General features: G+C 56.8%; 14 protein-coding genes and 7 pseudogenes. 5 read left to right on the forward strand and 16 right to left on the reverse strand.

Translation table 11 applies throughout. The features are described 5' to 3' along the window. Positions 1 to 3: 3 nt before the first annotated feature. A pseudogene (locus SOPEG_RS21440) lies at positions 4 to 600 on the reverse strand (IS256-like element ISSoEn2 family transposase); the annotation flags it as partial. 72 nt (positions 601 to 672) lie between these two features. Here SOPEG_RS21440 and SOPEG_RS21450 point away from each other — a divergent pair. Further along, positions 673 to 1,880, forward strand: a pseudogene (locus SOPEG_RS21450) (IS256-like element ISSoEn2 family transposase). Between the two features lie 24 nt (positions 1,881 to 1,904). On the opposite strand, the pseudogene SOPEG_RS26830 reads toward SOPEG_RS21450, so the two are convergent. The 6 genes and pseudogenes from SOPEG_RS26830 to SOPEG_RS21480 all read right to left on the reverse strand — a co-directional run. Beyond that, positions 1,905 to 2,535: pseudogene (locus SOPEG_RS26830) on the reverse strand (IS256 family transposase); the annotation flags it as partial. A gap of 47 nt (positions 2,536 to 2,582) precedes the next feature. Further along, positions 2,583 to 3,095 (reverse strand): annotated as a pseudogene (locus tag SOPEG_RS26835) (IS21 family transposase); the annotation flags it as partial. Between the two features lie 346 nt (positions 3,096 to 3,441). Then, a pseudogene (gene amtB, locus SOPEG_RS21465) lies at positions 3,442 to 4,671 on the reverse strand (ammonium transporter AmtB). Positions 4,672 to 4,707: 36 nt separating this feature from the next. Continuing rightward, positions 4,708 to 5,051, reverse strand: a pseudogene (gene glnK, locus SOPEG_RS21470) (P-II family nitrogen regulator). A 392-nt stretch (positions 5,052 to 5,443) separates the two neighbouring features. After that, positions 5,444 to 7,219, reverse strand: coding sequence for a SmdB family multidrug efflux ABC transporter permease/ATP-binding protein (locus SOPEG_RS21475; RefSeq protein WP_025246882.1), 1,776 nt, complete (start codon positions 7,217 to 7,219; stop codon positions 5,444 to 5,446). After that, complete coding sequence (locus SOPEG_RS21480) at positions 7,203 to 8,975, reverse strand: SmdA family multidrug ABC transporter permease/ATP-binding protein (RefSeq protein WP_025246883.1); 1,773 nt, start codon at positions 8,973 to 8,975, stop codon at positions 7,203 to 7,205. The genes SOPEG_RS21475 and SOPEG_RS21480 overlap by 17 nt, the downstream gene beginning before the upstream one ends. Between SOPEG_RS21480 and SOPEG_RS28565 the strand changes: the two genes are divergently transcribed. The 3 genes and pseudogenes from SOPEG_RS28565 to queC all read left to right on the forward strand — a co-directional run bounded on the left by SOPEG_RS28565 (position 8,906) and on the right by queC (position 11,334). Next, positions 8,906 to 9,187, forward strand: coding sequence for a hypothetical protein (locus tag SOPEG_RS28565; RefSeq protein WP_162149706.1), 282 nt, complete (start codon positions 8,906 to 8,908; stop codon positions 9,185 to 9,187). The two genes, SOPEG_RS21480 and SOPEG_RS28565, sit on opposite strands and share 70 nt — an antisense overlap. Positions 9,188 to 9,512: 325 nt before the next feature. Continuing rightward, positions 9,513 to 10,541, forward strand: coding sequence for a PLP-dependent cysteine synthase family protein (locus SOPEG_RS21485; RefSeq protein WP_025246884.1), 1,029 nt, complete (start codon positions 9,513 to 9,515; stop codon positions 10,539 to 10,541). A gap of 97 nt (positions 10,542 to 10,638) precedes the next feature. Then, a pseudogene (gene queC, locus SOPEG_RS21490) lies at positions 10,639 to 11,334 on the forward strand (7-cyano-7-deazaguanine synthase QueC). A gap of 261 nt (positions 11,335 to 11,595) precedes the next feature. On the opposite strand, the gene SOPEG_RS28965 reads toward queC, so the two are convergent. From SOPEG_RS28965 to bolA, 9 genes are all read right to left on the reverse strand, one after another. After that, positions 11,596 to 11,751 (reverse strand): ComEA family DNA-binding protein, encoded by a 156-nt coding sequence (locus SOPEG_RS28965; protein ID WP_417903426.1) that lies wholly within the window; start codon positions 11,749 to 11,751, stop codon positions 11,596 to 11,598. Between the two features lie 163 nt (positions 11,752 to 11,914). Then, positions 11,915 to 12,274, reverse strand: a complete 360-nt coding sequence (locus SOPEG_RS21500) for a hypothetical protein (RefSeq protein ID WP_148297162.1) — start codon at positions 12,272 to 12,274, stop codon at positions 11,915 to 11,917. A 174-nt stretch (positions 12,275 to 12,448) separates the two neighbouring features. Beyond that, positions 12,449 to 14,335: a peptidylprolyl isomerase gene (ppiD, locus tag SOPEG_RS21505; protein WP_025246886.1), complete on the reverse strand. Its 1,887-nt coding sequence runs from the start codon at positions 14,333 to 14,335 to the stop codon at positions 12,449 to 12,451. Positions 14,336 to 14,570: 235 nt separating this feature from the next. Then, positions 14,571 to 14,900, reverse strand: a complete 330-nt coding sequence (hupB, locus tag SOPEG_RS21515) for a nucleoid-associated protein HU-beta (RefSeq protein ID WP_158382515.1) — start codon at positions 14,898 to 14,900, stop codon at positions 14,571 to 14,573. Positions 14,901 to 15,054: 154 nt separating this feature from the next. Further along, positions 15,055 to 17,415 carry an endopeptidase La gene (gene lon, locus SOPEG_RS21520; protein ID WP_025246889.1) on the reverse strand — a complete coding sequence of 787 codons (2,361 nt, stop codon included), beginning with the start codon at positions 17,413 to 17,415 and terminating at the stop codon, positions 15,055 to 15,057. Between the two features lie 194 nt (positions 17,416 to 17,609). Continuing rightward, positions 17,610 to 18,884, reverse strand: a complete 1,275-nt coding sequence (gene clpX / locus SOPEG_RS21525) for an ATP-dependent protease ATP-binding subunit ClpX (protein ID WP_025246890.1) — start codon at positions 18,882 to 18,884, stop codon at positions 17,610 to 17,612. A 147-nt stretch (positions 18,885 to 19,031) separates the two neighbouring features. Beyond that, positions 19,032 to 19,655, reverse strand: a complete 624-nt coding sequence (gene clpP / locus SOPEG_RS21530) for an ATP-dependent Clp endopeptidase proteolytic subunit ClpP (protein WP_025246891.1) — start codon at positions 19,653 to 19,655, stop codon at positions 19,032 to 19,034. Positions 19,656 to 20,052: 397 nt separating this feature from the next. Beyond that, entirely contained in the window at positions 20,053 to 21,357 is a 1,305-nt protein-coding gene (tig, locus tag SOPEG_RS21535) for a trigger factor (protein WP_025246892.1), read from the reverse strand. A gap of 319 nt (positions 21,358 to 21,676) precedes the next feature. Further along, positions 21,677 to 21,994 carry a transcriptional regulator BolA gene (gene bolA / locus SOPEG_RS21540; protein WP_025246893.1) on the reverse strand — a complete coding sequence of 106 codons (318 nt, stop codon included), beginning with the start codon at positions 21,992 to 21,994 and terminating at the stop codon, positions 21,677 to 21,679. Between the two features lie 289 nt (positions 21,995 to 22,283). Between bolA and SOPEG_RS21545 the strand changes: the two genes are divergently transcribed. Then, positions 22,284 to 22,862 carry a lipoprotein gene (locus SOPEG_RS21545; RefSeq protein WP_025246894.1) on the forward strand — a complete coding sequence of 193 codons (579 nt, stop codon included), beginning with the start codon at positions 22,284 to 22,286 and terminating at the stop codon, positions 22,860 to 22,862. Positions 22,863 to 22,937: the final 75 nt, after the last annotated feature.

The following is a 22,937-nucleotide window of genomic DNA, read 5'->3' on the forward strand; positions in this document are numbered from 1 at the left end:
TTCTCAGAAGTGACCGTCCAGGCGGTCACCGAACTCGATAATAAAGCGGCTCATTGCCATGCGCCAGTCCCTCAAAGGCATTGTCCATTTCTGTGAGGCCGCCTGTATCGCCAGCCACACCACCTTTTTCACTGCGTCGTCGGTCGGGAACACCTTGCGCTTTTTGATGGCATGCCGGATCACGCTGTTTAACGACTCGATGGCGTTGGTCGTGTAGATCACCTTGCGGATGTCCGTTGGGTAGGCAAAGAACGTGGCCAGATTGGCCCAGTTTGCCTGCCAGCTTCGACTTATTTGCGGGTAGCGGATGTCCCAGGCACTGGAGAACGCTTCCAGCGCCTGCAAGCCGGCTTCTTCCGTAGGGGCCTGATAGATAGCTTTTAGGTCGCGGGTGACGGCCTTGTAGTCCTTCCAGGAGACGAACCGCAGGCTGTTGCGCACCATATGCACGATACACAGCTGGAGCCGCGCCTCCGGATACACCGTGTTAATAGCGTCAGGGAAACCTTTCAGCCCGTCTACGCAGGCGATAAGGATATCGTTCAGGCCGCGGTTTTTCAGCTCTGTCAGCACGTTCAGCCAGAACTTTGCGCCTTCATTGAGCCTGTTTAGAAATTTGTGTATTTGCCTGATTTTGATATGTTCAATCCAACATCAAAAACAGGTTAATTTATGGACGAAAAACAGTTGCAGGCTCTGGCTAACGAACTGGCCAAAAATCTCAAAACCCCTGAAGATCTCAGTCACTTCGATCGGCGGCTGAAAAAAATTAGCGTCGAAGCAGCTCTCAATGCCGAAATGACCCATCACCTCGGCTACGATAAAAATCAGCTTAAACCGGGGACCAACGCCCGCAACGGCTATTCCACAAAACCGTTACCACTGGCGATGGCCCGTTGGCGCTGCGTACTCCGCGCGATCGTGACGGTTCCTTTGAACCGCAACTGGTGAAGAAGAACCAGACCCGGATTACCGGGATGGATAACCAGATTTTATCGTTGTACGCCAAAGGGATGACCACCCGCGAGATCGCCGCCGCGTTCAAAGAGCTGTATGACGCCGATGTCTCGCCGGCGCTGGTCTCAAAGGTCACCGATGCGGTCATGGAGCAGGTTGTCGAATGGCAAAACCGGCCTCTGGATGCAGTCTATCACATTGTTTATCTTGACTGTATCGTTCTAAAAGTCCGGCAGGACAGCCGCATCATTAACAAATCTGTGTTCCTGGCGCTGGGCATCAACATCGAAGGCCAGAAAGAGTTGCTAGGTATGTGGCTGGCCGAAAATGAAGGCGCAAAGTTCTGGCTGAACGTGCTGACAGAGCTGAAAAACCGCGGCCTGAACGATATCCTTATCGCCTGCGTAGACGGGCTGAAAGGTTTCCCTGACGCTATTAACGCGGTGTATCCGGAGGCGCGGCTCCAGCTGTGTATCGTACATATGGTGCGCAACAGCCTGCGGTTCGTCTCCTGGAAGGACTACAAGGCCGTCACCCGCGACCTGAAAGCTATCTATCAGGCCCCTACGGAAGAAGCCGGCTTGCAGGCGCTGGAAGCGTTCTCCAGTGCCTGGGACATCCGCTACCCGCAAATAAGTCGAAGCTGGCAGGCAAACTGGGCCAATCTGGCCACGTTCTTTGCCTACCCAACGGACATCCGCAAGGTGATCTACACGACCAACGCCATCGAGTCGTTAAACAGCGTGATCCGGCATGCCATCAAAAAGCGCAAGGTGTTCCCGACCGACGACGCAGTGAAAAAGGTGGTGTGGCTGGCGATACAGGCGGCCTCACAGAAATGGACAATGCCTTTGAGGGACTGGCGCATGGCAATGAGCCGCTTTATTATCGAGTTCGGTGACCGCCTGGACGGTCACTTCTGAGAAAAGGCATTTACACAGAATCGTGTACAGGGTCCCTTTATTTTCGGCCAGCCACATACCTAGCAACTCTTTCTGGCCTTCGATGTTGATGCCCAGCGCCAGGAACACAGATTTGTTAATGATGCGGCTGTCCTGCCGGACTTTTAGAACGATACAGTCAAGATAAACAATGGGATAGACTGCATCCAGAGGCCGGTTTTGCCATTCAACAACCTGCTCCATGACCGCATCGGTGACCTTTGAGACCAGCGCCGGCGAGACATCGGCGTCATACAGCTCTTTGAACGCGGCGGCGATCTCCGCGGGTGGTCATCCCTTTGGCGTACAACGATAAAATCTGGTTATCCATCCCGGTAATCCGGGTCTGGTTCTTCTTCACCAGCTGCGGTTCAAAGGAACCGTCACGATCGCGCGGAGTACGCAGCGCCAGCGGGCCATCGCCAGTGGTAACGGTTTTTGTGGAATAGCCGTTGCGGGCGTTGGTCCCCGGTTTAGGCTGATTTTTATCGTAGCCGAGGTGATGGGTCATTTCGGCATTGAGAGCTGCTTCGACGCTGATTTTTTTCAGCAGCCGATCGAAGTGACTGAGATCTTCAGGGGTTTTGAGATTTTTGGCCAGTTCGTTAGCCAGAGCCTGCAACTGTTTTTCGTCCATAAATTAACCTGTTTTTGATGTTGGATTGAACATATCAAAATCAGGCAAATACACAAATTTCTAAACAGGCTCGTCGCAGGGTTGACGATAGGTACGGTGGGGCCACAGAAGTCGATGAAGAGCTTTTCGCCAGCCTTGTGCTCCATGCGCATGGAACGCCACTGCTTCTTTTTCCAGTCACGGAACAGTGCACAAAACTGTGAGTAACCGAGGGCATCACCGCCCACGGCGGACTGATATTCCATCCAGAGCAGCTGCTTGGTCATGCCCTTGCGGCTTAACTCGGTATCGATATCAAGCCAGCTGGGTAATGTATTGATAACTTTTCCGGATTTGCCGGGATAGAGCAGGCGGTCGAGGTCGACGGGGGACAGTTCCGCCGGCAATGGCCAGACCAGGTTAGCTACCGTGAATCGGCCGAGGATATCGTGCACGGTAGTACAGCCTATGCCGAGCGCTGCTGCGATAGTGCGATTCGAGCGACGCTGCTCGAATTTCATACGTAAAACATTAATATAAATGCACATTTCCGTTCTCGCTTTCTTCTTTTTACGTGCCATGCCCCCGGAAGCTAAAAGTCTCCAGAGTATGGCGGAACAGAAGATGAGTGATCGGACAGAATCGGAATCGCTGATCGGGCGACCGGAATCAGTGATCGGATGAAATCAGAATTAGTGATCGGGTGAAATCGGAATCAGTGATCGGATGTGACCGGAACCAGCACCACCCAATGCTTTAATCATGGCACAAGATCCCGGAAATTTCCTGTCGCCGGGTTAAGGAGGATTTTTCTTCCGTCCGCCGCCTAACCGAAGGGCCGGCAGCCATAAAAAAGCGGGAGCGCTAAGCGCTCCCGCTGGATTGGCACCCGGTCTGTCGGTAGAACGGAACGGTTAATGCCCTCGATTAGGGGTTGTAGGCATTTTCGCCGTGACTGTTGACGTCCAAACCTTCGCGCTCTTGCTCTTCGGATACGCGCAGGCCCACCATCATATCGGCGATTTTGAAGCCGATAAACGCCACCACGCCAGACCAGATCAGTCACACGATTACGCTCATGAGCTGCACCCACACCTGGTGGCCCATGGTGACACCTTCAGCATAACCGGTGCCGCCCAGCGACGCGGAGGAGAATACCCCGGTCAGGAGACAGCCGACGATACCGCAGACGCCGTGTACGCCAAAGACATCGCACACGTCATCCACTTTCAGCCATTTCTTCAAGGTAACCACGCCCCACAGACCGGCGACACCACCCACCAGGCCGATGACCAGTGCACCGCCAACGCCGACGGTACCGGCAGCCGGTGTAATGGCGACCAGGCCGGCGATACAGCCTGAACACGCACCCAACAACGACGGTTTACCGCGCAGCATCCACTCGACAAACACCCAGGAAAGGATGGCGCTGGCGGAGCCGGCGTTGAAGCCGAACCAGCCGACGTACAGGATAGCGGTGCCGGTAAATACCATCGGCAAGTTATGGGGTTTGAACGCTTCTTTTCCAAAACCGGCGCGTTTGCCCAACAAGTAAGCCCCCACCAGCCCGGCGCTGGCGGCGTTAATATGCACCACGGTACCGCCGGCGAAGTCCAAAGCGCCCAAAGAAGCCAGGTAACCACCCGCCCATACCATATGCGCCATGGGCAGATAGGAGAAAGTCAGCCACACCAGCACGAAAATCAGCACCGCCGAGAAGCGGATACGCTCCGCCAGCGCGCTGACGATCAGGCCAACGGTAATGTAGGCGAATGAGCACTGGAACGCGACATGAATCAGCTGATAGAAACTGCCGGTCAGTGCGGTCACGCCGATGCTTTTAAGCATGATCATGCTGAAATCGCCGAAGAAGGCATTACCGGTACCGAACGTCAGCGAGTAGCCGTAAATCATCCATAGCACACAGACCAGCGCAAAAGTGACCGCAACCTGCGTCAGCATTGACAGCATGTTTTTCCCGCGCAGCAGACCGCCGTAAAACAGCGCTATCCCCGGAAGCGTCATGAACAGCACCAGCGCGGTGCTTATCATCATAAAGGCATTGTCGGCCTTGTCGACTGCGGGTGCCGCAGCCATGGCCCAGGACGGCAAGAGGGCCGCAGCGCCTAAAACGGTGAGTGAGACAAGTTTCTTCATTTTTTATTCATCCCTATCTACAAATAGCGCATGTCGTTAAAGTGCAGCTTCGTCGGTTTCGCCGGTACGAATGCGAATAACCCGCTGAAGTTCAGCAACAAAAATCTTGCCGTCGCCGATTTTGCCGGTATAGGCCAGGCCGCCTTGCTGATGACATCAATCACTTCATCAAGCTGATCGTCAGCGATAGCGATATCAATTTTCACTTTTGGCAGGAAATTTACGCTGTACTCGGCACCGCGATAAAGCTCGGCATGGCCTTTCTGACGCCCAAATCCCTTGACTTCAGTGACCGTCAGCCCCTGAATTCCCACAGAGGAGAGCGCTTCACGCACATCTTCCAATTTAAATGGCTTAATCACCACGGTTACCAGCTTCATATGTACCCCTCGAAAATTAAGTCCCGACTCGCGACCACTACGCCCAATTAAAGCAAAGCATGTGCCACAAATGTTTTGACATAAAAATTTACCGTTAGCAGGCTATTCCTATGGCAGCTGCCTGTCGCGGGTTAGGGGGAGGGATCAAAAAAGAAAGGTCATACAAACAGAAATGCACCAAACAGGTGCCTGATGCTAAAAAACGGTGCGTCTGTCACAAATTTGGAACACAAATGCCCATTCATAGTGCGTACCGCGGCGAATGGGCATCCGATTGGCGCTAACGATGACGAAATGGCGAGGGGAAATCGTGGCGCCTGATGGAGGAAGGCAAATGTTATTGCCGCACGGCGGCGAAAGGGTAAAGGTATCGCTAAGCCGGCGGCACGGCCTTAACCGGGCAATGCCTGGGGCGCGTCGGCGCGCAGCGCCTGTCCCGCCTGCTGTAGCTGATACATTTGATAATAGCGGCCTCGCGCCTGCAGCAGGGCAGCATGGGTGCCCCGCTCCACCGCCTCGCCCCGATGCAGCACCAGGATTTGATCCGCCTCGACCACCGTCGACAGCCGATGGGCTATGACCACCAGCGTCGTATGGCGCCGCATCGCCACCAGCGCGCGGGCAATCGTCTGTTCAGTACCGGAATCGATATTGGCGGTGGCCTCATCGAGAATCAATACCGCCGGCGTGGACACCAGCACCCGCGCCAGAGCCAGCAATTGCTTTTGCCCGACCGACAAGGTGTTGCCCTGTTCACCCAGTTCGGCGAACACTCCCCCCGGTAGCGAGCGTACCAGCGCCGCCAGTTGCACCTGCTCTAGCGCGCGCCAGACCTGTTGCTCGCTTATCTCCCGTCCGAGGGTGACGTTGCCATAGACCGTGTCAGCCATGACGACCGGATCTTGCTGCACCATCGCCACCCCCTGGCGCAAGACGCGATGGCTAAGCGTCTCTATGGGCCGGCCGTCCAGCAACAGCGTCCCCGCGCTTACCGGATAGTAGCCCATCATCAGGCTGGCCAGGGTACTCTTGCCGCTGCCGGTATGCCCCACCAGGGCGATAAAACTTTTCGCCGGCGCCGTTAGCGAAATGTCGCGCAACACCGGCGATCCCCGGCGATAGGCAAAGTGCAGGTTGCGCAATTCGATGGCGCCACCGCTCAGGGGAACATCATCCGTGCCGTACCGTTGCGCGGAACCGTCCATCAGTTCAAAGATACGTTCCCCCGCGACCGCCGCCTGCTGCATGATGGACTGCTGGGATGTCAGCTCAATCAGCGGCTCGTTGAGCCGGCCGAGGTAATTGATGAAGGCGTAAAGCACCCCCACGCCTATCGCCCCGCGCGGACTTAGCCCAAACAGCAGCAGCATGCCGCACAATATCAGCGCAAACAGCAGGCTGAGCAGCGGGCGCAGCAGATAGCCCTCCAGCCGTAGCGTCGCCATACGGGTTTGGAAGTGGGCGTGGCTTGCCCGCTGTAGCTTGTCGCCGAAACGCCGCTGCTGGCGGAATTGCTGAATTACCCCCATCCCGTTGATGGCTTCATTGAAGCCATCATTGATATCGGCGACATAGGCCCGCATCCGCCGCACGATTGGCGTGCTGTAATGCTGATACAGCCACATCACCACAATGACCACCGGAAACAGCACCAGCGAGATACTCGCCAGCCGCCAGTCCAGCAAAAACATCGCCACCAGCATGGCGCTGATTAACGCCACGCTGCGCAGCACGGAGGCCACCACCGTGACGTACAGATCTTTCACCACTTCGGTATCGTTGGTCACCCTGGAAATGAGCTGCCCTACCGGCTGAGTATCGAATACGCCTAACGGCTGGCGCAGCGCGGCATCCATGACTTCCGTTCTCAACTGCTGCACGACGCTTAACGCAGTGCGGTTGAATAACAGCGCCTGGTAATAGCGCAGCGCCGCCGACAGCACCTGTAGCGCGAGGAAAACCGCCACCAGACCGGCCTCCGTCCAGGGCGGCAGGACTTTCTCGGGCAGAATATGGTCGATGAAATAGCTAATCACTATCGGTCCGGCGACTTCCGCCGCTGCCGCTAGCCATAACATCAAAGCCGCCAACGTCAACGGCCTGCGGTAGGACCGGCCATAGGCGAGTAGCCGTTTGAGGGTGGGCCAAAGGCTAGTCCAGTTGCGCATCGCCCGTCTCCTTGGGTTCCTGTTCGAGGGCGGCTTCCAACTGCTGGTAGCGGTACATATCCCGGTACCAGCCCGGCTGGTGCAGCAGCGCGGCGTGATCGCCGCGCTGGCCGATGCGGCCCTGTTTGAGCACCAGGATCTCGCTCGCGCCCTGCAGCGCCGACAGCCGGTGCGCGGTAATGATCACCGTTCGGTGGGCACCCCAGCGGCGCAGATTATGCAATATGCTATGTTCGGTACGCCCGTCAACCGCCGATAACGCGTCATCCAGGACGAGAATTTCCGCCTCCAGCAAGAGCGCTCGGGCAATCGCCAGACGCTGTTTCTGCCCGCCGGACAGCATAACGCCGCGTTCCCCGACCTCTGTCTGGTACCCCTTAGCAAGACGCAGTATGTCGTCATGTATGCAGGCCAACCGTGCCGCCTCTTCAATCTGCTCCGCCGTGGCGTCCGGTCGGCCAAGGGCGATATTGCTGGCCACGCTGTCGGAAAACAAAAAAGGCGTCTGGCTCACCACCGCCAGCCGACTGCGCCATTGATCGAGCGCCAGCGCGGTCAAAGGCAGATCGTGAAAGCGTATCTCCCCTTCGCTGACGTCAAACTGCCGCAGGATTAGCGCCAGTAGCGTGCTTTTGCCGGCGCCGGTAGGGCCGCACACGCCCAGCATCTGCCCGGGAGCCAGCGTCAGATGAATATCCTGTAACACACGCTCTTTAGCGTGGGGGTAACGAAATGCATTAATCGCCACGCTCAACGTTCCCCGCTCCGCGGGAAGAGATAACGCGCCATCCTCGACTTCTGGCCCCTCTTCCAACGTCTGGCGGATGCGACTGTAGGCCGCGCTGCCGCGCTCGACAATATTGAACATCCAGGCAAGGGCGAGCATGGGCCAGATCATCAGCCCGAGATACATGATAAAGCTGGTCAGTTGACCGAGCGTCATGGCGCCACGCAGCACCAGCCAGCTGCCGCCGCCGACCGCCAGCAAATTTGATAGCCCTACCGCCAAGTAAATAGTCGGGTCGAAGCGGGCATCCACCCGGGCCACGCGCATGTTTTTATCACCGGCCTCCGCGGCGGCGACGGCGAAACGCGCCGACTGATGCTGTTCCAGACCGAACGCCTTGATCATCCGGATGCTGGTCAGATTTTCCTGCGCCTGGTTGTTGAGCGAGGAGAACGCCGCCTGCGCCACGCGAAAGCGCTGATGCAGGCGCTGGCCGTCCCGCTTGATGAGTACCGCCATTATCGGCATCGGCAACAGCGCGAACAGCGTCAGTTGCCAGCTGATTTGCAAACTCATCACCAACAATACCGAGCAACCCATCACCAGTGAATCCACCAGCGTCAGCACCCCTTCGCCGGCGGCGAAAACCACGCGGTCCACATCATTGGTGGCGCGCGCCATCAAATCGCCGGTACGATGGCGCAGATAAAAGCCCGGCAATTGCCGGCTGAGCAACTGGTAAAGCCGGTCGCGCAGTTCTACCGCCAGCCGGTATGCGGCGCCAAATAATAATACTCGCCAGACATAGCGCAGCCCATAGACCAGCACCGCGGTGAAGACCATCACCCCTAGCCACAGCGCGAGACACCGCCCGCTGGCGTTGCCGGCCACCACGCTATCGATAATCATCCCCACCAGCCGCGGCGGCACTAATTGCAATAGCGCGATAATGATCAATAATGTCACAGCACCCAGGTATTGCCGCCACTCGCGGCGAAAAAACCATCCTAATTGTGCAAATAATCTCACGAGGCGTTATTCCAAAAATAAAAAGGGCCGGACAGCCGCGCCGAGCGCCAAGCGCCAAGCGCCAAGCGCTATTGTGGCCGCATTATACCGTGATTAAGAAATTTATGCTGGTTTCAACCCTGGCGGAGACCGAAAGCCATGGGGGGCGCGGCGCTGTTATCGCCCCCACCGCAGGGATTAGTGATTTAGTGGTCGAAAGGTTAAATGGCTAAATGGCTGAAGGGTCAATTGCTCAAACGGCTAACGGGCCGATAAGGCAACTTGTCGAATGGTTGAATGGTCTTATGCCGATTGCGTGATTGTCCAACTGGTCGAATGGACGATTGGTTGAATGGTTAATTGACCGTATGGCGATTAAGCCGGCGTGGTAGTTTATAAATAGGATTCATGCCGCGATCATCAGATAATATATTCTCTTTTTATGGCAATAAAAGAGAAATTATTCCTCCAAATTATGATAATAATGCAATAAATAGCAAACCCTTTTTCCGCTATTGTGGTTAGGCTATGTTTAAATTACCAATAAGGACATGAGTCATGTCGTCATGGGCAGCACGGGCGGTAAACGAGATAGCGAGCGACTTCCAGCGCTCGGCGGATACCCATTTAATCCGGCTTACGTTGCCGGCCTTTCCCAATATTATCTTCTACCTAAAAGATGAGAGCACCCACCCTTCCGGCAGCCTAAAGCATCGGCTCGCCCGATCGTTGTTTCTCTACGGGCTTTGTAACGGCTGGATCCGTCAGGGCATGCCTATTATTGAAGCATTATCCGGCAGCACCGCCGTGTCCGAGGCCTATTTCGCCCGCCTGCTGGGCCTGCCTTTTATCGCCGTGGTAGCCGGATGTACCGCGCGGCGAAAAATCGAGCATCACGGCGGCCGCTGTCATTTCGTCAGCCACGGCGGATTGATTTACGATGAGGCGAAACGGCTGGCGCGTGAGCAAAACGGCCATTATATGGATCAGTTTACCTACGCCGAACGGGCTACCGACTGGCGCGGAAATAATAATATTGCCGAAAGCATCTGGCGCCAGCTGTCACGCGAGCCGTTTCCACAGCCGTCCTGGATGGTGATGAGTGCCGGCACCGGCGGCACCTCCGCGACGCTTGCACGTTATATCCGCTATCAGGGCCACCCGACTCGCTTGATGGTCGTCGCCCCGGAAAATTCCGTGTTCCATGCATTTTTTCGCCAGCGCGATCCCGAACTGACCCATAATCGGCCCAGCCGTATTGAAGGTATTGGCCGGCCCCGGGTCGAGCCGTCGTTTATCCCTGATGTGATCGATGAAATGATGACCGTGCCCTACGGGGCCAGCATCGCCACGCTAGGGTGGCTGGAACCGCTGCTCGGCCGCCGCGTGGGTGGCTCTACCGGCACCAACATGTGGGGCGCGCTGCAATTGGCCAAACGTATGCGCGCCGCCGGCGAAGCGGGGGCCATCGTCACGTTATTATGCGACGGCGGCGAACGCTATAGCGACACTTACTACCAGCCGACATGGGTAAAGGAACATATCGGCGATATTCGTCCGTGGCAGATTGAGCTGGAAAACCTGTAACGGCAAACAACCGCCGCAATTTTCGCCGCCCGCTACTGTTCATCCGCAGGCAGAGACAGTACCCTATACCCTTTGCCATGAATAGTGAACGTAACAGATGAAACGAGCGGTGGTGGTGTTTAGCAGCGGGCAGGATTCAACCACCTGCCTTATCTAGGCCTTAAATCAGTACGACGAAGTCCATTGCGTTACCTTCGATTATGGTCAGTGCCATCGGGCGGAAATTACCGTCGCCCGCGAGCTTGCGATGCAGTTGGGCGCGCGGGCGCACAAGGTGATCGACGCCGGCCTGCTTAATGCGCTGGCGGTCAGCAGCCTCACCCGCGACAACATTCCGGTACCGGGCTACGAGGACACGCCCGATGGTCTGCCCAGCACCTTTGTGCCCGGCCGCAACATCCTGTTTTTGACGCTGGCCGCCATCTACGCCTATCAGGTCGAGGCGGACGCGGTCATCACCGGCGTGTGCGAGACGGATTTCTCCGGTTATTCCGATTGCCGCGACGACTTTATCAAAGCGCTGAACCACGCGGTCAATCTTGGTATGGCGCGCGAATTACAATTCGTCACGCCGCTAATGTGGCTGGACAAAGCTGAAACTTGGGCGCTGGCGGATTATTACCATCAACTTGAAAGGGTGCGGCATGATACGCTGACCTGCTACAACGGCATCAAAGGCGATGGCTGTGGACAATGCGCAGCCTGCCATTTACGCGCGCGCGGGCCGGCGGCGTATCGCGCGCAGCCGCAGGCGGTGATAGCTTCGCTGAAAGCTAAAACCGGCCTGCGCTGAAAGCGCCATGCTCCTGCACCGCCCTAGCCAAGCGGCCTTAAGCACCTGATACCGCTGCGGTCAGACCCAGCAAGCACGCTCGCAGTTGATTCTCCCTGCGCCAACAGACCCAGCCAAGCGGCGCTGACTGCTTAATACCGCTGCGCCGCCCGCCCCCGCCGAACGTCGCTGACAGCGGTTAGCGCTGCGCCATCCCCTCCACGCGGCGCTGGAGCCATCAGCGCTCCCATGCAACGCCGTACTTACCTTCTCCCGCGGCGCTTAGAGCTTCAGGCAATCCTTGATCCGGGCCATCGTTGCCGGACCGATACCTTTCACTTTTTCCAAATCTTCGATACGCTCAAACGGACCGTGCTGCTCACGATAATCAATAATCGCCTGGCCCTTTTTGGGCCCGATGCCTTTCAGCCCGTCCACCAATTCGTCAAGGGGGCGGTATTGATACTGATTCTGTCTTCATCCTCCTCCGTGCTGTCCGCACTCGGCGCGGCATCCGGTGCGGGTTCCGCCACGCGCTTGCCTTGCACCGGCCCGGCGCTCTGCGTATTGCCGCTCGGTGGCGTATCTCCGGCGCCGTCTTTCACCCTACCGCCCGTGATTTTTTTTCTTGCTTCGCCCCAGCCCGCCCTTTGCTACCGGAGGGTTTAGGATGCGCCTTAACGCTAGCCGTGGGCCGTTCGGTTTTTTCTTGCTTACTGTCCGAGGTACTGCGGGTAGTGGGCCGTTCGACTTCTTCTTGCTTGTCATCCGAAGGGGCGGTATCCGTCGCCTGGTAATCCATCGGCGTCATCGCGTCCTCCAGCGGCAGCGCCGCCTCGAACGAAACGGGATCGGTCTGGGTGGCTTTATCGGCGGTGGCGGGTTTTTCCGCCGTGTCACCGGCGAGGATGGCCCGCGCCGGTGACACGTACTGTAGGGACAAAACAGCGATGAGGGTCAATAACGTCCTGGTGAATATCGGCTGTCGCATGCTCTTCTCTCCTTAGTGTATTCCCGGCAGAGCATGCCCTGGCGTTCCGATTGCCGCTACCGCTGGCGATGAAAAACGCAACAGGCCGCGAAAGCGGCCTGTTGGATTTGCACAGTTAACGGTAGCGTTGCGGTCAGTGTCGCATTATTGCATCTGCGCCGCCGCGCCCATTTTGATTTTCGCCGCCGCCCGCAGGTTCGCCAGCAGCGCATCAAAGGCCACGCCGGTCATCCCTTGATTCAGCTGGTCCACGAATGCTTTGCGCTGCTGCTCATCAAGCGATCGCGGCGTCACGCTATCCAACGCAATCAGGACTATGTCCCCTTGCGCATTGGTGGCCATGCCGTAGCTGCTTTTGCCCTGCGGCGGCTGCGGCAGCGTAAAGAGGGTTTGCGCCAGCGGATCGCCTTGGTTGGCGGAGTCGAAATGCTGCACGGCGCTGAAGCTCAGGCCGACGGCCCGCAGCGCCTCGGCGCCTTTATCGTTGCCCTGCTTTAAGGCGGCGAGCGCTTTTTCAGCGTCTACGCGGGCCTGCTCTACGGCTTTCTGGCGCTTCACTTCCTGCTCGACCCGCGCGCGCACATCCTCCAGCGGCTTCACATGTTCGGGACGGTGATCGGCAATACGAATGACGAAAGCGCGGTTGCCGTCGACGGTGATCACATCCGAATTGCTGCCTGGCGCCCCATTGCTTCCCAACAACGTCCCCTCGAACAGCACCTGTTTCACCGCGTCATAATTCAGCGCCGCGGGCACGTCATCCCGGCTGAACCAGTCGGTCTCTTGCGCCTTGATGCCGGCGGCGGCGGCGGCCGATGCCAGCGTCTCGTTATCATTGCTGGCCGCATCGCTCACTTTTTGCTGTAGCGCATAATAGGCGTCGATGGCTTTCTCCTGTTTCACCTTCGCCGCCACCTCGTCATGCACCGCGCTCAACGGGCTGACCTGCGCCGGCGCGACATCGTCCAAACGGACGATGAGGAAGCCCACCGAGGATTTAATCACGCCCGACAGATGGCCTTTTTCGCTCAGGTTGGCCTGTTTCAGCTCGTCGAGGCTATCGCTGTCGCTTATCCAGCCGAGATCGCCGCCGTTTTTCGCCGAAACGACATCGGTGGAGTGGGCTTTGGCCAGAACGGCGAAATCGGCGCCCTGCTGCAATTGTTTCAGCCAGTCGTTAGCGTCGTTTTCGGTTTTGCTTTGGATAATGCTGTAGCGTTTACGCGCGGGGACGGTGAATTGATCGTGGTGCTGATCATACCAGGACTGGATCTCTTGTTCGTCGACGCTGACTTTCGCCCGAATCGCTTCATCGTCCATCGGGATATAGCTCACCTTAAAGGTTTCCGGCGACAGGTACTGACTTTTGTGCGCGTTGTAGCTGGCTTGGATCTCATCGTCGCTCGCGGTCTGCTTCGCCGCCAGCGCCTCGATATCAAACGTGGCCAGGCGTGCGTCACGGGTTTGCACCGCCACCGCCAACAGTCGGTCGGTTTCCGCCGGTAACAGGAAGCCGGTGCCGCCAATGCCCTGAATAAGCTGTTGGGTAAGCAATTGTTTGCGCATCAGCGCGGCGTACTGATCCGGCGACAGCCCCATGTTGCCGATCAGGGCGCGGAATTTGGCGTTATCAAATTTATCCTCGGTGCGGAAAGCCGGGATGGCGAAGATCGCCTGTTTGATTTGATCGTCGCCGATAGCCAGTCCCAGCTTATCGGCATACTGATCCAGAAGGGTTTCATCAATCAATTGCGAGAGCACCTGCTGGCGCATCTGGCGCATGTAGCCTTCATTGGCCGCCAATTGGGAGAACTGTTCACCCATGGATTCCTGCTGGCGGTAACGTTCGTTCTGCACCGCCTGCTCCAGCTGCGCACGGCTGATCTGCTGACCGTTCACCTTGGCGGCGTAGTCGCCATCGCCGCCGATAAGATAGTTGCCTACCCCGGTCAGCACGAATGAAACAGCAATAAGCCCCAGAATAATTTTGAGCACGACGTGATTAGCGGCCGCGCGTAAATTGTCCATCATGGTGTGACAACACTCCGCTGTAAATGAATGAAACCTCTGCGCCGGTAAACGGGCTGCCCGCCTGCCGTAGCTCCCCGGAGCCGCTGCGCGTTAACGCTATTTCTCTGACAACGCCAACCCTGCTCTGTCAGCCAATCCAGAAAAAAAAGCGCATCCTGATGATGCGCCTTGTATTCTACCCTACCCGTCTGACTGCGTCAGGTATTAGTTGACGCATGCGAGACCGGGAAAGTGATCAGTTCACCGCGTCTTTCAGCCCCTTACCGGCACGGAAGCCCGGTACCTTGGCAACGGCGATGGTGATCTCTTTACCAGTTTGCGGATTGCGTCCGGTACGGGCGGAACGCTCACGCACGGTGAAGGTGCCAAACCCGACCAGCGCAACGTCATCTCCCTGCTGCAGCGACTCGGTAACCGAACCAATGATTGCATCCAGCGCACGTCCGGCGGCCGCTTTGGAAATATCAGCACCTACGGCAATTTTGTCGATCAGTTGTGACTTATTCACTTTTTCATCCCCTCTTGAATTCTCATGTCGCGGCGGATTTTTCCTTAAACGCGACAGCGCAGCTGTTATATCAAACCCAGTATGCCGGAGCAGACTAAACCTGCCCGCTGCCCCGACCCAACAGCTCACTAACTTAACGGTACAAAAAAAGGCTGGCAAGTCCGAATTGGCCTGCCAGCCCCTTTTTACCGGTTTATTTTACATAAACCCCTCATTTTACCGCTTCGGGCGCCACTTCAATGCCGAAAGGGGCATTCTGTAGCGCCAGATTCAACACCTCGTCGATGCGCTGAACCGGATGAATATCCAGGTCGTTTATCACATTGGCCGGCATATCTTCCAGATCCCGCTTATTCTCGAACGGAATCAGCACGGTTTTGATACCGCCGCGGTGCGCCGCCAGCAGTTTTTCCTTCAGACCGCCGATGGGCAACACCTGACCGCGCAGGGTAATCTCGCCGGTCATCGCCACATTGGCCTTGACGGGATTGCCGGTCAGGCAGGACACCAGCGCGGTACACATCGCGATCCCGGCGCTCGGGCCATCTTTAGGGGTGGCGCCTTCCGGCACATGCACATGAATATCGCGTTTTTCATAAAAGTCGGGGTTGATCCTGAGCTTGTCCGCGCACGCACGCACCACGGTCAGCGCCGCCTGAATGGATTCCTGCATCACCTCTCCCAGCGAACCGGTATAGGTCAATTTGCCCTTGCCGGGCACGCACGCGGTCTCAATGGTCAGCAGATCGCCGCCGACCTCGGTCCACGCCAGACCGGTCACCTGGCCGATGCGGTTTTCTCCTTCTGCGCGTCCGTAATCGAAGCGCTGGACGCCGAGGAAGTTCTTCAGATTGTCGGCGCTGATGGTGATATGTTTCGTGCTCTTATCCATCAGCAGGGTTTTCACCGCCTTGCGGCACAATTTGGAAATTTCCCGCTCCAGGCTGCGCACCCCGGCTTCGCGGGTGTAGTAGCGGATAATCCCCACCAGCGCGCTGTCTTCCACCGTCAACTCGCCTTTCTTCAGAGCGTTGCGCTCAAGCTGCTTAGGCAACAAATGCTGCCGGGCAATGTTGAGTTTCTCGTCTTCGGTGTAACCGGACAGGCGGATCACTTCCATACGATCGAGCAGCGGCGCCGGGATATTCATCGAGTTGGAGGTGGCGACAAACATCACGTCGGAGAGATCATAGTCCACTTCCAGGTAATGGTCGTTGAACGCCACGTTCTGCTCGGGATCCAGCACCTCTAGCAGCGCCGATGCGGGATCGCCGCGCATATCCGACGACATCTTGTCGATTTCGTCGAGCAAGAACAGCGGGTTTTTCACGCCGACCTTGGACATCTTCTGGATAAGCTTACCCGGCATGGAGCCGATATAGGTACGACGGTGCCCGCGGATTTCCGCCTCATCACGCACGCCGCCCAGCGCCATGCGCACATACTGCCGACCGGTGGCCTTGGCGATGGATTGGCCGAGCGAGGTCTTACCCACCCCGGGCGGGCCTACCAGGCACAGGATCGGCCCCTTAATTTTACTGACCCGGCTCTGTACCGCCAGATATTCGAGAATACGGTCTTTTACGCGTTCAAGCCCGTAGTGATCCTTATCAAGCGTCTCTTGCGCCTTGACCAGGTCTTTTTTGACTTTGCTGCGCGCATGCCAGGGCACCGACAGCATCCAGTCGATGTAGCCGCGCACCACGGTCGCTTCGGCGGACATCGGCGACATCATCTTCAATTTTTGCAGTTCCACCTCGGTCTTTTCCCGGGCTTCCTGCGGCATTTTGGCCGCCTCTATCTTGCGCTTCAGCGCCTCGTTTTCATCCGGCGCATCGTCCATCTCGCCCAGTTCTTTCTGAATCGCCTTCATCTGCTCATTTAGATAGTACTCGCGCTGGCTCTTCTCCATCTGCTTTTTGACGCGATTGCGGATACGTTTTTCCACCTGGAGCAGGTCGATTTCCGACTCCATCATCGCCATCAGGTACTCCAGCCGCTCGGTCACATCGGCCATCTCCAACACCGACTGCTTGTCGGCCAGCTTCAGCGGCATATGGGCGGCGATGGTGTCGGCCAGGCGGGCGACATCATCGATACTGTTTAACGAGGTTAGCACTTCGGGGGGGATTTTCTTGTTCAGTTTGATATAGCCTTCAAACTGATTGATGGCGGTACGCACCAGCACTTCCTGCTCGCGCTCATCCAGTTCGGGCGCGTCAAAATAGTCCGCCTCGGCGGTGAAGTGATCGCCGCTGTCCGCCAGCTCCTTGATCCGGGCGCGGGTCAGCCCTTCCACCAGCACTTTGACCGTGCCGTCGGGCAATTTAAGCATCTGCAGAATGAACGATACCGTCCCGACTGAAAAAAGATCGTTAATACCCGGCTCGTCGGTTGACGCTTCTTTTTGAGCCACCAACATGATTTTTTTATCACTGTCCATGGCTGCTTCAAGACACCGAATCGATTTTTCCCGGCCGACAAACAGCGGGATGACCATGTGCGGATAGACCACCACATCGCGCAGAGGCAATACGGGAATTTCTATGCGTTCGGAACGCTCAGCATTCATAGAGCTCTCTCTTAGTTTAGCTTCCGCCAGGTTTGTGGGATGCGCAAAAACTCAGCTTTTGCCAGTTTCAACAATTAGGTATTTGAGTATATGGGGTCGAATCGCTTACATTCAACGGCAGCCGGTAAGGAAAAAAACGGGGGATAAAATCCCCCGCCTGGACGCTCTTAATCGGCGCACGCGCCGCACCCCCGTTACTCGCCGGAGGCCTTCTGCGCTTCGTGCTTACCGTAGATAAGCAACGGCTCCGATTGGCCGGCGATGACCGCTTCGTCGATCACCACCTTTTCCACGCTGTCCTGGGAAGGCAGTTCGTACATGGTTTCCAGCAGCGCGCCCTCCACGATGGAGCGCAGGCCGCGGGCGCCGGTTTTGCGCGCCATGGCTTTTTTGGCGATGGCGGTCAACGCTTCGGCGCGGAACTCCAGCTCGACGCCTTCTAAGTTGAACAACGCCTGATACTGTTTGGTCAACGCGTTCTTCGGCTCGCGCAGAATCTGAATCAGCGCTTCTTCTCTTAACTCATTCAGCGTCGCCACGACGGGCAACCGGCCGATGAATTCCGGGATAAGACCGAACTTAATCAGGTCTTCCGGCTCCACCTGCGCCAGCAGCTCGCCTTCGGTGACTTTCTCCGAACTGCCTTTGACGGTGGCGCTAAAACCGATGCCGCGATTGGTTTCGGTGCGCCGCTCGATCACTTTATCCAGGTCGGCGAAAGCGCCGCCGCAGATAAACAGGATTTTCGAGGTATCCACCTGCAGGAATTCCTGCTGGGGATGCTTGCGTCCGCCCTGGGGCGGCACCGCGGCCACGGTACCTTCTATCAGTTTCAGCAGCGCCTGCTGCACCCCTTCACCGGAGACGTCGCGGGTAATGGAGGGGTTATCCGATTTACGGGAGATTTTGTCGATCTCGTCAATGTACACAATACCGCGCTGGGCCTTTTGCACGTCATAATCGCATTTTTGCAACAGTTTCTGGATGATGTTTTCCACATCCTCACCCACATACCCGGCTTCGGTCAGGGTGGTGGCGTCGGCCATGGTGAAAGGCACATCCAGGAAGCGTGCCAGCGTTTCCGCCAGCAGGGTCTTACCGCTGCCGGTAGGGCCAATCAGCAAAATGTTGCTTTTGCCGAGTTCGATGCCATTATTGGTGTCGCCATTGCGTAAACGCTTATAGTGGTTATAGACCGCCACCGCGAGCACTTTTTTGGCTTTTTCCTGACCGATGACATAATCGTCCAGGTGGTGACGGATTTCATGGGGCGTCGGCAGCGCGCTACGTTCACGGTGCGGCGCGACCTCTTTTATCTCTTCGCGGAGAATGTCGTTGCATAAGTCGACACATTCATCGCAGATATACACCGACGGCCCGGCGATCAATTTCCGCACCTCATGCTGGCTTTTACCGCAGAAAGAGCAATACAGCAGCTTTCCTGAACCGTCTTTGCGCTTATCTGTCATCAGTAAACCTCTTTCTTTCGTCTTTGTCCCGCAGGCCAATCAGGGCGGCAACGCGACGGCTGAACTCAAAACCGGTCGCCGGAAGCGCTAACGCTTCCGCACGACGCACTACATTCACTATAGTCTATCCGTTCCCGCCATTAGCAATTACGCGCGCTGGCTCAATACGGAATCCACTAATCCATAGTCTACCGCCTCAGGCGCGGAGAGGAAACGATCGCGTTCGGTATCCCGCTCTATTACTTCAAGAGGCTGGCCCGTATGTTTCGCCATCAGCTCATTCATCCGCGCCTTGACCTTCAAGATTTCCCGCGCGTGAATTTCAATATCGGTGGCCTGGCCCTGGAAGCCGCCCAGCGGCTGATGGATCATGACCCGCGAGTTGGGGAGGCAGAAGCGTTTGCCTTTGGCGCCTGCCGCGAGCAGGAAAGCGCCCATGGAGGCGGCCTGGCCCATGCAGAATGTGCTGACATCCGGTTTGATGAACTGCATGGTGTCATATATCGACATCCCGGCGGTAATGACCCCGCCCGGCGAGTTGATGTACAGATAGATATCTTTTTCCGGGTTTTCCGCTTCTAAAAACATCATCTGCGCGACGATCAAATTCGCCATATGATCTTCGACCTGACCGGTCATGAAGATAATCCGTTCTTTCAACAGGCGTGAAAAGATATCGTATGAACGCTCTCCGCGTGAAGTCTGTTCCACCACCATCGGCACCAGAGCCATATGGGGTGCAAAGTTATCTTGTTCGCCACTGTATGACATTATCGTCTCCTAGAAATAAAGCTTTCGGCGCCTGGCCTGGGTTTCCGATTTTACGTGAGATGCGGCGTCATCGCCATGTCCCAAGATGTCGCCGGTCCGCTGGAGGGGTTTCGGCCCCTCTTCCGCCAGCGCGGCAGCTCCTCCCTTTCCCCTCTAGTTGGGGGAGCGTTGCGCCTTTTTCAAGGCCGCAGCGGCATTATTTCAGCGCCGGACGTTGCCGGGTATTCCCGCGGTGCACCCTATTTTTAACACTGCTTACCCGTTAAATATAGCGCTATTTATCACCGTCAATAGTATGAAAAGCTTATACAAACAAAAAGCCTGCCACCACAGGATGACAGGCTATGGGGATGACGGATGAGCCTTGGGACCGCACGCGGCCCGACGACGAGGGCGGTTACGCCGCGCTCGGCTGGTTCATCAACTCGTTGAAGCCGGTTTCTTTTTCCGTCACGCGCGCGTTGGCCAGCAGCGCTTCAACCGCCTGCTCTTCCAGCGCCACGTTACGCATGTTGTCCATCAGCTCTTTATTCTTGCCGTAGAACTCGATGACCTCGTTGGGATCTTCGTAGGCGGACGCCATTTCTTCAATTAGCGCGTTGACGCGGGTTTCGTCCGCTTTCAGTTCATGTTTGCGGATGACTTCGCCCAGCAGCAGACCGACCTTGACGCGGCGCTTGGCCTGTTTTTCAAACAGCTCGCGCGGCAGTTCCAGCGCCTGCTTTTGGTTGCCGCCGAAGCGCTGTGCCGCCTGGCGTTTTAGCACGTCGATTTCGCCATCGACCAACGCCGCGGGAACGTGAATGTCGTTCGCGCTGAGCAGACCGTCAATCACCTGGGTCTTCACGCGGTTGCGCACGGCGTTTTTCAGCTCTCGCTCCATGTTTTTACGCACTTCGGCGCGCAGGCCCGCCAGGGTGCCGTCGGCAACGCCGAAACGCTTAATGAAGGCTTCATCCAGCTCCAGCAGTTCACGCTGCTCGACTTTTTTCAGCTCAACGGCGAACTTCGCGGCTTTGCCTTTCAGATTTTCGGCGTGGTAGTCTTCCGGGAAAGTGACGCTGATGTCGAAGCTTTCGCCCGCTTTATGACCGATAACGCCCTCTTCAAAACCGCGGATCATGCGGCCCTGGCCCATGGCCAGCACGAAATCGGTGGCTTTGCCGCCCTCAAACGCTTCGCCGTCAATGGTGCCGGTGAAGTCGACGGTGACGCGGTCGTCCGCGCCGGCGGCATCAGCGGTTTCTTTCCAGTCGGCCTGCTGTTTGCGCAGCGTTTCCAGCATGGTGTCGACATCGGCGTCCTTCACTTCCACCTGCGGTTTTTCCACCTCAATGGTGTCCAGCCCCGTCAGTTCCACTTCGGGGTAAACTTCAAACTCCACCGCATAGCTGAAATCTTCGCCGGTCTTGTATTCGCCCGGGACATAATTCGGCGCGCCTACCGGATTGATTTTTTCCTGGATAATGGCGTCGACAAAGTTGCGCTGCATCAGGTCGCCTAGCACGTCTTGACGGACGGAGGCGCCATAGCGCTGCGCAACGATATTCATAGGGACCTTCCCTTTGCGAAAGCCGTCGATGCGGACTTTTTTGGCGACGTTCACCAATTCGCTTTTCACCGCTTGCTCAATCGTGTCGGCGGCAACGGTAATGTTTACACGGTGCCCCAGGCCTTCAGTGGTCTCAACAGAAACTTGCATCTCGTTACCTCAAAAAATCACAGTGCTCGATCAACGCCAGAAGCCGTTTTCAAAGAAGCGGTCATCCAGGTCCACTGACGTGAAAATGGCCTCTTAAGATCCGGGTGGTCTGAGGAATCAAAACCTGTTGCCCGTCGTCGTCAGAAGCATCCCGAATACCTTCCGGAAATATAAGCCGAGGCATTCATTATAGCGAGATAGGGTTTATGAGTCGAGGACGGCGCGCAAATTGCGCCGTGTGCGCGTGTAGAGGGAGATAAAAAAGGCCGGCGGGTCGCTTCCCAGCCCATCCGGCCCGTTTACCCTGTGCCGATAGGGCTCAGGCCGTCAGCCCGGCACCCCGGCAAGGGAGGGAGGCCGGCACCGTATCCTGCAAACCTTCCCACTCTTTCACCGTGTAGGTGTGCAGCGCCAGCGCATGCACAGGCCCCGCCAGCTCATCCGCCAGAACGCCGTATATCGCGCGGTGTCGGCTCAGGATACGCTCGCCGTTGAACCGATCGCTGACCAATACCACTTTGAAATGACTCTCAGAGCCCGCCGGGACATTATGGCGATAACTTTCATCCACCACTTCCAGATACAGTGGGGTGAACTCTGCCCTGATTTTTGTTTCTATTTGCTCACGAATCATCATCTCTTCTCCTCAACGCCAGGCAGAGCGCTTTGCTCCGTCAGTTAAAATTTTAGCTGATTATTCTTTAACGCCTAGCCTTAAAGCGACAAATTTCACGCTCAACGCCCCTTACCGTCCCGCCCGGGGCCGTCAACGGGGGTGTCGCATGGCCGAGGGGCGTTTGCCTGACGCGGCACAGCAAAATGTCCGGTAACGTAAATTAGCGTTATTAAAGGCTTTCCCCTCCCGATGGCGATGCTATGATGTGGCCATTTTCCCCTTCCCTATCCTGATGAATGAGAAAGCATATATGCTAAAAAAATTACTGATGCCGTTGGTGGCCTTATTATTGCTCTCCGGCTGCGCCGCCAGCACCAATACGCTGGATATTTCCCCGAAAATTCAGCTGCTGCAGCAGGATCCGTCGCTGATGGGCGTCACCGTAAGCGTTAACGGCGCCGACCAGCGGCCGGATCAGGCGTTGGCCAAGGTCAACCGCGACGGCCAACTGGTCACCCTCACCCCGTCGCGCGATCTGCGTTTCCTGTTGCAGGAAGTGCTGGAGAAACAGATGACCGCCCGCGGCTACATGATTGGTCCGAACGGCGCCGTCGATTTGCAGATCGTAGTCAATAAACTTTACGCCGATGTTTCCGAAGGCAACGTGCGTTATAACATTACCACCCGGGCGGATATCTCCATTATCGCCCAGGCGAAAAATGGTAACAAACAAGTGAAGAGCTACCAATCGGTCTATAACGTGCAGGGCGTTTTCCGCGCCACCAATGACAAAATCACTAGCGCCGTGGACAGCGTGCTGGCGGATGTCATCAACGATATGGCCAACGACAGCAGCGTCAATAGCTTCATCAAGCAAAACGCGCGTTAATCTTTTCCGTTCACCCGCCTACCCGCGGCGCCGGGCAGGTTAACCCGAAAGCCGTCTATGCCCATGACATCCGTT

This window comes from Candidatus Sodalis pierantonius str. SOPE (genome assembly GCF_000517405.1).
GTDB classification, from domain to species: domain Bacteria; phylum Pseudomonadota; class Gammaproteobacteria; order Enterobacterales; family Enterobacteriaceae; genus Sodalis_C; species Sodalis_C pierantonii.